Source organism: Pseudomonas sp. S49 (assembly GCF_009866785.1).
GTDB lineage: Bacteria > Pseudomonadota > Gammaproteobacteria > Pseudomonadales > Pseudomonadaceae > Aquipseudomonas.
The window spans coordinates 609,789-622,166 of record NZ_CP019432.1; the positions used below are offsets into that span (position 1 = coordinate 609,789).

Consider the following 12,378-nt stretch of genomic DNA (forward strand, 5'->3'; position numbering starts at 1 on the left):
TAAACTGCGCAGCATTGCCTAGGAGCCGAAATATGCCAAACCCGCAGAACCTGATCTGGATCGACCTGGAAATGACCGGTCTGGATCCGGAAAACGACGTCATCATCGAAATGGCCACCATCGTTACCGACAGCGATCTCAACACGCTGGCCGAAGGACCGGTGATCGCCATCCACCACAGCGACGAAGTGCTCGCCCGCATGGACGAGTGGAACACCCGCACCCACGGTAACTCCGGCCTGACCCAGCGCGTGCGCGACAGCCGCATCAGCATGGCCGAGGCAGAAGCCGAAACCATCGCCTTCCTGGAAAAGTGGGTGCCGAAGGGCAAATCGCCGATCTGCGGCAACAGCATCTGCCAGGATCGCCGCTTCCTTTATACGCACATGAAAGGGCTGGAAAGCTACTTCCACTACCGCAACCTCGATGTCTCCACGCTCAAGGAACTGGCTGCGCGCTGGGCGCCGGACGTGCGCGACAGCTTCAAGAAGGGCAGCACGCACCTGGCGCTGGACGACATCCGCGAATCGATCGCCGAGTTGCAGCACTACCGCAAGCATTTCATCAAGTTCTGATGTGGTTTGTGCAGGAGCTGCCACAGGTTGCTCCTGCATTGGAACGTGTCGGTCGCAGCTGTTGCAATGACATCCTGCTAATCTTTCGAAGTGTATTTTATCCCGACATTGTTGTTGCAGTATTCTGATATTGAGTGATGTGCCTTTATTCTGCGCGTGAAAAAGTAATGGCTTTGACGAGTTTTAATTAAGTGCCCCGCTTGAATTGAAGTTATGATCGCCTTTTTGTTTTTTCTTACACTTTTGAGGAAAGAGTTTTCCCTGGTGCATGTTATTACTGATGCTCTGTATTTTCGAACACTCGAAGTGTTCGATTTGATATCTATCAAGGAAGAAGTTCATGAGTGAAACGTTGAGTGCATCACAGGGGCAATCTGTTGAGTCAGGTGCGGCAGAAAGCATTGGTAGTTTTGCCGTAAAGTTTGACGCGGGTGCATCCAGTCGGAGCAAAGTGCTATACGCCAATGGGCGCATGCAGGTTAAGGTCCAGGTTGTAGTGGCGGGTGTGGATCGCGATGGTAACGTCGTTGCTGTTTCCGACGAGGTCATGGAGAGTATTCGTCTTATTCACTATGACAGCGGCAAAACCTTGCGCAATGGCTGGCGAGCCAGCACGGAGCAGGGCCGCTTCACCTTGGCAGTAGCGCCCACCGCCACAGTTACGGAGAATGATGGAGAAGAAGATTCTTCGGGCCAGCAACGCGTACGCACATTCTGGGTTTCCAGCGAAAATGTCGAAACCATCCAGATAGGTGCATCCGTTAAATTCGATAACACAATCATCCGCAGTAACGGCACAACTCTGTCGAGCAGGCATGACAGCAGCATCAACATTGAGGCCATCCTGCCGGTAACCTATGCGGTTGAGCAATTCCGTTGGCAAGATGTCTGGTATGACGGCGGATTTAGAAATCAACGTATTTACAAATACTACCTCGGCTTGTATCCCGATGCGCGACAAGTCAAGTTGGTGGACTGGATTGCTGAGGGCTCTGACAAGAACGTTGTTTTTGCCTTCGGGAATAAAACCAAAGGATGGAATGCAGCATTCCAGGCAGGCATTATGATCCGCCCTGACCGGCAAAGTATTGACGTGTCGTTACCGTTTACCGACGTCGTAGGCTGGACGCCAGACGCCATCAGAGATATTTATCATGAGAAGGACTACGAGGTTCGAGTCAACGACCGCATCGGAGAACTGACGGTTGTCCAGTTACTGTCTCCAGCTGCACGAGATCAACCACCGGTCGACAGATCGGAAGTTTTCCGCTTCACCGCTCTGGACCAATTTGGCACTGAACATAAACTGGCTATCCGCACAGACTTTAAAGAACGAAGCTTCAGGCTGGAACGAGGTTAACGTCATCTCTTTTGATACCGGCGCGAAATGGCTAGACTGCGCGCCTCTCTGCCGGGATCGCCACCATGTTGCTGATGCTCTATCTGATTGCCATTACTGCTGAAGCCATGACTGGCGCGTTGTCTGCGGGCCGTCGTGGCATGGACTGGTTTGGCGTGGTGCTGATTGCCTGCGTCACGGCGTTGGGTGGCGGTTCGGTTCGTGATGTGCTGCTGGGGCATTATCCGCTGACATGGGTCAAACATCCGGAATATCTGGTGTTGACCTCGGTCGCGGCGATGTTCACCGTGTTCACCGCGCGCTGGATGCGCCATCTGCGCTCGCTGTTTCTGGTACTCGATGCAGTCGGTCTGGTGGCGTTCACCCTGATCGGCTGCATGACCGCTCTGGAAATGGGCCACGGCATGCTGGTGGCATCGGTCAGCGGGGTGATCACCGGGGTATTCGGCGGCATTCTTCGCGATATCTTCTGCAACGACATTCCACTGATCTTTCGGCGCGAACTGTATGCGAGCGTGTCGTTTGCTGCAGCATGGTGCTACATGCTGTGTCTTTATCTGAATGTGGCAAGCGATCAAGCCATTTTGATCACGCTGTTTGGCGGTTTTCTGTTACGTCTGCTGGCCATACGTTTTCATTGGGAAATGCCGAAGTTCGTTTATAACGACGAGCATTAACCCTCGTTGCTGGAAGATGGTGGTTTCCGGATAAAAGCCTGTGAGCCGCCGAAACTTGCAAGTGTATGTTTCTTACATTTTTCGCTTTGCTGTTTATTTGAAAGGTCTGTAGTTTTTTTGTTGGCATTTCTTCGGTGCCAATATTTAAATATAACTCTTCAAAGGAATACATCATGAGTGAAAGCATGGACGCTACACCCAATCAGCAAGCCAGTCCGACCATTCTTGCTGGACTTGGCAGTTTCAAAGTCAAGTTTGATGCCAGCGACAATACTCGCAGTAAATCGCTGTACGCTAATGGACGGATGCAGGTGAAAGTGCAAGTTCTGGTTTCCGGGGTTGATGCTGATGGTGATGTTGTGCACGTACCGACAGAGGTGATGGAAAGCATCGAATTGATTCATTACAGCTCTGGCAAAACGTTGCGCGACGGCTGGGCCGCGAATATCGTGCAAGGGCGGTTTACTATCGAGGCGCCGCCCTCAGCCGCTGCAGGAGAGGTTCAAGACGATGATCTGGAAAATGACAGCATCCATCCTCAGGTACGTACGTTCTGGGTATCCTCATCGAGCGCTGGTACGACGCAGATCGGTGCACGCTTGTCTCTGAACGGTGTGAGGATCGTCAGTAACGCGACCACGTTTTCCAATGTTCATGACAGCAGCGTAACGCTCGAAGCACAAACACCTGAGACCTATTCGATTGGACTGTTCGATTGGTTTCAGACGCGGCGGGGCAATGAAGAACCCGGCAATCGTATCTGGAACTACTATCTAGGGTTGTTTCCGAAGGGGCAGCAGATCAGGCTGGTCGACTGGATTGTAGATGGAGTGGAGCCAAACGCTGATGATATCTTTGCAGGCGGTAACAAACTTAATGAATCAAAAACAAATTATATGGAGATTACACTTGTTCGTCGCGAACGAACTGAGTTCATAACGTACTTGCCTTTTTCCGGGAATAGTAATCTGCATACTTTTACTGCTGACGCTATAACAAGGCAAGAGAAGCGATATAGCGTAACCGTCAATGATCGTGAAGGTTATCTGACCGTGGTTCAAGCACTGTCCGAGTATTCGAAAGATGCGGGAAAATACAAAGTCGGCAATGTGCTTCACTTTCGTGCCATTGATCAGCACGGTACCGAGCATAAATTGGCTATTCGCACGAATTTTCATGAGCGTAATTTATACCTCGAACGTGGCTAGGTCTCATCGTCACTGATTCAATTTCTGTGGATGCAGTAATATATGCTTTTGATATGGTGATTACCGATAAGCTGTGATGTTCAATTGTCCGGTATTCGCACCCAAAGTGCTTTTACTGATGTCCGGCGCTGACCCTGAAGTTATGCGGGGTCAACGCCATCTCACTTTAAGGATGAGTATTGATGACTGGCAGGCTCTTACCGGCCACCGTTTGCTTCTCCAGCAATGCTGCATCAGTCCACACCGCATTGCCTAGGGCCGTTGCGGCCTACCTACAAGCCTGCCTCGATCACATTGATGCCAGCGATCAAGGTAACGTGATCCCGAGATCTTCCGCGATCAATGAGTTCGCCAAGCATGCTGCGAAGTCTTCATTGAAAGATTTCTGGATCCCCTACCCAAAAGCCTCGGCGGGACCGATGCGTAAGGCAACCTGCCCAAAACGATGGACCAGGCATTCGGATGGTGACTACAAAGTACGCCCGTAATTGCGCACTTTCTGAGTATCGTCCTCCGGTACCGGGGAGCCCCGGATTGTCGTTCGCCTGACAGTGAACCAGCAATTCATTCGCAGTAATGGAACGCCCCTTTACAGTAGCCACGACAGCAGTGCGCCCCTGATCAAGGAATTCGACGCTTATTCCATCAAAAGTTTCAGGTGGCAAAAGGTTCGACGTGAGAATCAAGAGCACGCCGGTGTAGCTATCTGCCGCTTCATGTGCTCCGTTTTGGATTTTTAAGAAAGTTTACAATCTGCTTATCGGATTTCGTGTTCTGGTGATTCCTGCGCAGGTTATCTTTTGCGTGTTGTCTGGCGACGATTTGTTTGAATGGTTTGCTTCAGTGTTGCAATTACAATTTGTCAATCATCCCTGGTTTATTTGGTTTTTTGGTTGTGTGTAAATGGCGCTGTGTTAATCCTGCTTTTTATTTTTTATCAGGTTAAATATATGTTTGAGAAAGATCTAAGTATTCAGCACTTTGAAGTTAAGTTTGATTCTTCGGCCGCTGATCGCCGTCGGACGTTATATGCCAACGGACGTATGCAAATTCGGGTATTGGTGCGAGTCTCCGCAGCGGATGCGCAAGGTAATGAAGTCTCTCTGCATGGGCATCCGGCGCTGCAGACCCTTAAACTCATCAGCTATAACGACGGCACACCTCTCGAGGGTAACTGGATTTCCAGTCGCCAAGAGAACCGCTATGCCCATGACATGTCAGGCCGCGAAGCGAGCATTACGCCGCTGATACCCGCTTCCGACAATCGGATATCCGACCCTTCCGAAACCGTTCAAGTGTTCGAGTTCTGGGTGTCTAGCAAGCGAGTGGGATCGTTGCAGATTGCCGCAGAATTAATGTTGGACGGCAAGCGGTATCGAAGCAATGGGCAAAATGGCTACGACAGCAGCGTTAGCCTGGACGCCGTTGCTCCCAAGCGATATCCGGCTGCCAGTTTCCTGTTCGGTGGAATCAGGAGTGTCGAGCAGAAAAGTAGTTACGACAGGCTTGAACAGTTCAGTCTTTCGCTTTTTTCGGAGGGGCGGGTTATTCACTTGCTCGACTGGTCCAGTGATCAGGTGAAATATGACCCGGACTACGCTGGTGAATTCTTTTACTCCGGCAATCTTGATGATGGTGTGAATAACCTGAGTACTTACTTTGGTTTCATTGCTCCGGTCTATGGCGAATCAGTCACAGTAAAGACGCACTATGGCTTTAGGACGCTACCTCAGGAAGCCGGTCGGATTTCCATATTCGTCTATGCCAGTGCGGAACCTGCCAATAAACCTGCGCGTACCGAAACCTTCGAGCTGAAAGTTTTTGATGAGTTTGGTACTGATCACCGTTTGCGTATTAATTCAAACACAGCTCTTCGCAGCTTCTTTATAAGCTGATTCCTTTTATTTCGTTCGTCGGCCTGCTCTTGTTGCTGAGTCTCAGGTCGACGGTTGATGTTTGTATGGATGCATTGTTTAAAATAACAGGAAGTTGTTTATGAGTAGTCATTTTCCAGAGCCCGTGCATTCGAATGCATTTAATTTTAGCGAATTTGTGAGCGGTGGCGTTGATCCTCGAACAGGTATATATACCTGCTCGTTGTCCCTGGGTGCCATTCGTTCCGCAGATTTGAACGGCCCCTCGTTTAATCTTGCGCTGAACTTCAATCCGCTTAATTCGCGCAACACAGGTTATGGCCTTGGTTGGTCGCTGACCCTGACGCGTTATGACGTTCGTAACAAGGTCATGACGCTATTCACCGGTGAAACCTACCGGGCAGTTGAATCACGAAATGCGCTTCATTTTAAAGAAATGAAGCTGGAGAGCGCCAAGGTGCTGAAGCACGGCGACGGACACTACGAAGTACGTTACAAGGATGGTCGGCGCGAAGAGCTAAAGGTCTTCGGTGCTACACAGATTGCCGTACCCATTCGAATCTTCGCAGCGAACGGCGTGAGCATCAGCCTGAAATACGCGTTGTTCAATGAGCAGCCGATGCTCATCGAAATCGCGGACGACAAAAGGACTTTGTTGAAAGTTGGCAGCACGCGTAGCCGCGTCACCTTGACTCGCGATCCCGATACGCCAGCCAGCGCCGGATTTACCTTAAAGCTCAAGAATGATCGGGTCAGCACCATCAGCTTGCCTGTCGGCAGGGGCTGGGATCTGCAGTACGAGGACATCAATGGCACCGGTTATTTGAAGCGAGTGGTTTCGCCGCTGGGGGCTGTGGAAAATATCCGCTACAAGGAAATCGGTCATCTGTTACCCACCTTGCAGGGTGTCCAGAGTCTGCCTTACGTGATTGCTCACGATATTTATCCAAAGCAAGGTCAGCCCAGGGTCGTCAAGGCTTACACCTATTCGGACTGGAACTTTCTGGGGCACGGCGTGGCGGCGGATCCTTCGGATGACGGCGACCCGCTTTACCGGGCGGCCAGCACTTACCAGTACAGCAGTGTCGAGCGTCTGATGATGGGTGAGAAAGTTCATACCCAGGTCAAACGCACCTACGATAAGTTCCACCTGTTGGTTTCTGAAGTCACCACTTGTGGTGATGCGGTAGTGACAGTTGCCACCGAATATCACGGTGATGTCAAAAAAACACTCGACCAGCAGCCGGCTCAGTTCCGGATGCCCAAGACGCAGACCCGCAGCTACGAGAACCGACTAACCAAGAAGATCCGTTCCGAGACGTCGACCACTGAGTTCGATGCCACCGGTAATCTGCGTAAACAGGTCGGAATCGATGGCGTGACGACGCTGTTTGAATACTTCCCCTCCTTCCAAAGCCCGGACTGCCCCGCAGACCCACTAGGCTTTGTCCGATTCCTTAAACAGCAGACCGTGATCCCGGCTTCAGGTGGTGGAGCGTCCACCGTTAAACGCTTTCGCTATGCGTTGCAGCCGGGTGTTAAAGGTTCGACATTGGCAAATGTGATGCCCGTCGAAGAACAGCTGTACGAGTGTGTGGCGGACAGTGAAGTGCTGCTGTCGACCGTCAGCCTGACCTATGTGAATGCACCCCACGACTCGCTTAAGCATGGTGTATTGCAGCAACGAAGTGTCTCGCGTGATAGCAAGACGTCGCGAGTCGAGTATTCCTATGTGCTTGACGACAATACGCTTGTGCTGAAGAAAATCTTCCAGGGTTTTGACGGTACGAGCGCGACGACCGAACACGCGCTGTCGACACTCAATGCGCTGATCTTGTCCGAGCGTGACGCAGATGGCCAGGTTGTCGAGTATGAATACGACAAAATCGGCCGGCAGTTGCGCAAGACCATGTCCCCGGGTGCGACCAACGCGTCATCGATCCATTGGGTTTATCACGCTGCAAGCGCTACCGCGCCGGCGATGGTGGTCATGACGGATTCCTCGGGCGGCAGGCAGGATGTCAGCTATGACGCGCTGGGGCGGGTGATCGGCATTCAGGAAAAGGACCGCGACAACCCGGATCATTCGGGGGGAAGTCCAATGCGTACAGTCTTTGCCGCTGTTCATGATCAGGTCGGGCGGTTGGTGGAGCAAACCCACTCGGATTGGTGGGAAGGCGTTGCACGACCGGTTAAAACCCAATCGCTTTACGATGACTGGGGGAATGTCAGGGAAACCCGTCATGGCGACGGTCGAATCGAACATATCGAGTTTGATCCGGTGGGCCGGCAGCAGAAGGCCTGGCAGCACGGTTTTGGCAAGACCGTGACGATCATCAATGACTTCAGCAAGCCGGACAGCATCGAGGTATTCGATCTCAAGGATCAGAGCCTGGGTAAAACCGTTTTTGAATACGATGGGTTGGGCCGAACCCTGAGCCAGACCGATCAGGCAGGTAACAAGACCCGCTACGAATATGACGTGTTCTCCCGGATGGTTCGCAGTGTTCTCCCGGACGGGCATGCCGTGGAAACCACGTTTGCCGCCCATAGTTGCGATGAGTTACCAGTGGAAATCAAAGTGGCCGGTTTGTCATTGGGGCAACAGAGTTTCGATGCTTTGAACCGTGTGACGGAGATTTCAGTGGGGGGGCGTAAATCGGTTGCCAGTTTCGAGGCTGGTCGCAGTCTGCCCAAGTTCACCACCGACGCCACGGGTCAGAAAATCGAGTTCGTTCATGCGCCTGAACTGGGAGGGGTGTTGACTGAGCGCAAAGCCGTGACCGCGGAGGGCAAAGATGGGTTGAGCACGCGGTTCACCTACGAAGCCCTGAGCGGAAGAACCAAAAGCTGTATCGAAGAAGATCGCGAGAGTCATTTCGAGTACTTTCCCTCCGGACGTCTGAAATCGGAAACCACTCGATATGGCGAACAGCGCCGTACCGTTTCCCATACTTACTCATTTGCCGGTCTACCCCTGACGTACACGGACGTGCTGGGTGTAAAGCACCACACCAGTTACGACAAGTGGGGGCGCAGAACTACGTTCAAGCAAGGTGCGGTGCAGGCTGAATACGCCTATGACAAGCGTGGTTTGCTGCAAACGATTGAAACTCGCGATACCTCCTCCAAGCGACAAATGAAGACGCGTCTGACTTATGACGATATCGGGCGCGAAGCCAACCGCAGTTTCGAGGTCAATGGGCTGCCCACTCAGACGCTGACCTCCAGCTACAACATGACCGGAAAACTGGCGCGCAAGGTGTTGACGCGTGGCGCTGCCGTGTTGCGCGATGAGCAATTTACTTACGACGTGCGCGGGCGACTGGTTCAGTACGATTGCGGCGGCAGCCAGCGACCGCGAGATCCGTACGGAAAGGAAATTGTTCAGCAGATCTTTACCTTCGACGCTCTGGATAACATTCTCACGCTACAAACCACGTTTCCTCAGGGGGTCAATGTAACCACCTTCAGTTTCAGCACGCTTGACCCGGCGCAGCTCATCGGCGTCTCACACTCCCATGCCGACTATCCGGCGTCGATCGTTCTGGAGTACGACGCCGACGGTCGGATGATCAAGGATGATCAGGCACGCGCCCTGACATATGACGCTTTTGGACGTTTGGTGCAGGTGACCAATGCGCGAGGGGAAGTGGTGCGTGGTTACCATTACGACGGCTTTGATCGGCTCGTCGAGTTGTCGCAACCGCGAATGCTGGATGTGCAGCGCTACTACCACAACGCCAGAGTCAGCAGCGAGGTCCGTGGCAATGACTCGCGCAGTGTCGTGCGCCATGACGGCTTGATATTGGGGGATCAACAGCTTGGGACCGATGCGGGGAGCCGGATTTTTGGCACTGATCAACAGAACAGCGTGTTGACCCGTTTGCATGGCGAGCAATGGGTCGACAGCACCTACAGTCCCTACGGGCATCGTCCTGTCGACGGTGGTCTGTTCAGTCTGGCCGGTTTCAATGGCGAGCAACTCGATGTGGTCACAGGCTTGTATCTGTTGGGTAACGGCTACCGAGCCTACAGCCCTACGCTGATGCGTTTCACCAGTCCCGACAGCATGAGTCCGTTCCGTGCGGGTGGTTTGAATGCGTACGCTTACTGCCTGGGCGACCCGATCAATAGGGTTGACCCAACGGGCCATGTTTCCTGGCAGTCGATTGCCGGGATCGCATTGGGGTTCATCGGGATTGTATTGAGTATTGTGACCATGGGGGCTGCCACGCCACTGGGCCTGTTCGCCATGGGGTTGGGTGTCGCATCGGGAGCTGCCGGTATCGGCAGTGAGGTGGCAAATGCCTACGACTCACAATCCCAGGCAGGAGCGATACTTGGATGGGTGAGTCTTGGTCTTGGAATCGCTTCGATAGCAGCGGGAGCGCTTGCGGTCCAGAAGGCCTTGTCACAGACCAGTAGAGCCCGTGCTTACATCGCCACGGTTGCGGACGAGCCGCCAGTCAAAATCGTTGAAAAGGAATTCGCTATCTTCACCAAGCCCGGGGGCAAAAAAATCCCTCAGCGAGCTGCTCCAGAACCTTGGACTTTCGAGATTGACGGCGTGAAGGTGGATGGGCAAGCCGACTTGAGTGTCATTAAGGGTTTTAGCAAATTAGATGACCGTGAAATTGGAAAGGCCAAAAGATTCCTGACCGAGATCGTCGACGAGGGGAAGACGCCAACCGACGCGGCTAGCATGTTGGGAACTAATACTAAATATAGAGGGCTAACCCCGTTCCGCAGCGCCAATGCCAAAGAGCTTAACGACCCTGCTTTCGTCAACACGACGGGGCAAACCGAAATCAAGCTAAGTGCTGCCCAACGTTTTATATTTTTTGCGAACAGAGATACTCGGACGGTGACGGCGCATGCGTTTGGGCACACGGTGAAAGGAAGTTGAAAGGTCTGTAAACGAATTTGACGCAAATACGCGAATAGTGTGATTTGCCGAATTTAGCTCGGTTCTGCACTTGAGTAAAACGGGGCTGCGTGAAGATCTATGTATATCTTCACGCAGCAATCATCCCGATAGACTGCTCCTTTCAATCGGCAAGTTATCCAGAGGGATGACTTGTGTCGATGTCCGGCGTTGCTTGTGCAGAGCTGCTGGATCAGTGCAATCAAATCAAGGATGAGAGCTTATGTCTGGCAAACCACCAAAGATCAAACCTTCCCTCGGAAAAAATAACGACTCCAGCGCTGGGGGGGCCCATCGTCAGCTACGTACCAGCCCGCCCCACCCGTCGAATGTCTCGCATCAGGTAGCGCAATCTCCTCTTCTCATGTCGGCGACTGAAGCCGTAGCGCAGTCGGTCAGCGTGACCCCGATGACTTCCTACATGGGAGTTGCAATGGCTGCTTCGGCACCTGCGTTCCGGGACTACTGGGTACGTGCCTGGAACAATCTCGGTGAGGCCGACGCGTTGGGCATTCGGCTATGCAAGCAGCGTCAGTATGTCGCCGTTGCCGATGACTATTTCGTGCAAGTGGTCAAAGATGCCGAAAGCGGTCTGTACCGTGCCACGGTCGCCAGAGAACTCAATGCTTCCGGCCCGCTGATGAAGCTGGATGCCGAGGGCAAGTTCTGGCGTCCGGCGGACAACGATGACTTGCCCGGGCAGGTAGCAGTGGAACGAGCCAGGGAGTTGTCCGGTGAGGGGGAATTTCAGCAGGGGTCGATTCCCACGATAGACGAGCGTCTGGCCGAGCTGTACCCGACCATGACCGAGGAGGCCCGATCAACCATGCTTAGCGAGCGATTTAGCGGCGATCCGTTGCTCGCGGTGGCTCGCCTGGAGAAGGAATTCTCCACACTGGTGGAAGACCTTGGAGCGTGGGTGGCAGAAGTGCCGCCTCTCCACCCCGTCACGGGGCTGTCGCTGACAAAGACCGAGATTGAGTCTCAGCGAGCCCACAGAGAGTTTTTCGCACTGGAGTTACAAGCCAATTGGTCTCGCAAGGCAACAACCGTAAACCCTTACACCCCGTCAACGCTTGATTACGATCTGGATATGCTGGGAAGCCTGCCGCGTTTATCGGCTGACTTCAGTCATGTCCGTGAACTGAGTCTCTCCAGCACTTCGCCACTGAGTGGCAGCGCTTTTCTCGAAGCTTTTCCGGGCGTGCGGTATCTGATCCTCTCGGGTTTTGCGCTGAAAACGTTTCCCGTTGAAATTTTTCAAATGAGAGAACTGGCGACATTAACACTGGACAACTGCGACATTCGACTCTCCGAAGCAACCGTCGAAGGCCTCGCCCATATTGAAAACTTGACGCTTCTGGATTTAAGCGACAACCCGCTTGGCCTCGCGCCTGATATCAGTTTCATGCGGCGCCTGGACAGTCTCTATCTTTCGAATACAGGGCTGATCGAAGTTCCAGTCGGGCTGTTTGACATCGAGAGTCTCGCCTACGCAGATTTGGGGAGTAATGGAATCAAGAACTTGCCACTGGAATTGTTCGACGTGCCCGATGTTTGGGAAGTCAACTATAACTTTCGAAACAATCCGCTGGATGAAGATACCCTGCAACGAGTCACTGACTATATGAATGCCGCCGGTTTAGACAGAAAAGTCCTGATTCAAGTGGGTGGCGATGTCTGGGTGCCCCAACAGAATATAGTGTTCGATGGCGTGGACAGTGGGCTGGAGAGTTCCGACGAGGGCTGACTCATTG

The 12,378-nt window shown here is 52.8% G+C and carries 7 protein-coding genes; all 7 read left to right on the forward strand.

Annotated elements, in window-relative coordinates:
• The first annotated feature begins 32 nt into the window (after positions 1-32).
• The 7 genes from orn (at position 33) to PspS49_RS02665 (ending at position 12,371) form a co-directional block, all read left to right on the forward strand.
• Entirely contained in the window at positions 33-575 is a 543-nt protein-coding gene (gene orn / locus PspS49_RS02635; protein ID WP_016985703.1) for an oligoribonuclease, read from the forward strand.
• Between the two features lie 340 nt (positions 576-915).
• Complete coding sequence (locus tag PspS49_RS02640) at positions 916-1,935, forward strand: hypothetical protein (protein ID WP_127925604.1); 1,020 nt, start codon at positions 916-918, stop codon at positions 1,933-1,935.
• A 65-nt stretch (positions 1,936-2,000) separates the two neighbouring features.
• Positions 2,001-2,612, forward strand: a complete 612-nt coding sequence (locus PspS49_RS02645; protein ID WP_127925605.1) for a trimeric intracellular cation channel family protein — start codon at positions 2,001-2,003, stop codon at positions 2,610-2,612.
• 173 nt (positions 2,613-2,785) lie between these two features.
• Positions 2,786-3,820 carry a hypothetical protein gene (locus PspS49_RS02650; protein WP_150750086.1) on the forward strand — a complete coding sequence of 345 codons (1,035 nt, stop codon included), beginning with the start codon at positions 2,786-2,788 and terminating at the stop codon, positions 3,818-3,820.
• A 950-nt stretch (positions 3,821-4,770) separates the two neighbouring features.
• Positions 4,771-5,715, forward strand: coding sequence for a hypothetical protein (locus PspS49_RS02655; RefSeq protein WP_150750085.1), 945 nt, complete (start codon positions 4,771-4,773; stop codon positions 5,713-5,715).
• A gap of 100 nt (positions 5,716-5,815) precedes the next feature.
• Entirely contained in the window at positions 5,816-10,603 is a 4,788-nt protein-coding gene (locus PspS49_RS02660) for an RHS repeat-associated core domain-containing protein (protein ID WP_238786321.1), read from the forward strand.
• A gap of 241 nt (positions 10,604-10,844) precedes the next feature.
• On the forward strand, positions 10,845-12,371 hold the full coding sequence (locus PspS49_RS02665) for a leucine-rich repeat domain-containing protein (protein WP_127925608.1): 1,527 nt from the start codon (positions 10,845-10,847) through the stop codon (positions 12,369-12,371).
• Positions 12,372-12,378 lie beyond the last annotated feature (7 nt).

Coding starts and splice junctions, on each gene's coding strand:
- PspS49_RS02655 (WP_150750085.1), top strand. CDS start 4,771: ATGTTTGAGAAAGATCTAAGTATTCAGCACTTTGAAGTTAAGTTTGAT.
- orn (WP_016985703.1), top strand. CDS start 33: ATGCCAAACCCGCAGAACCTGATCTGGATCGACCTGGAAATGACCGGT.
- PspS49_RS02640 (WP_127925604.1), top strand. CDS start 916: ATGAGTGAAACGTTGAGTGCATCACAGGGGCAATCTGTTGAGTCAGGT.
- PspS49_RS02650 (WP_150750086.1), top strand. CDS start 2,786: ATGAGTGAAAGCATGGACGCTACACCCAATCAGCAAGCCAGTCCGACC.
- PspS49_RS02665 (WP_127925608.1), top strand. CDS start 10,845: ATGTCTGGCAAACCACCAAAGATCAAACCTTCCCTCGGAAAAAATAAC.
- PspS49_RS02645 (WP_127925605.1), top strand. CDS start 2,001: ATGTTGCTGATGCTCTATCTGATTGCCATTACTGCTGAAGCCATGACT.
- PspS49_RS02660 (WP_238786321.1), top strand. CDS start 5,816: ATGAGTAGTCATTTTCCAGAGCCCGTGCATTCGAATGCATTTAATTTT.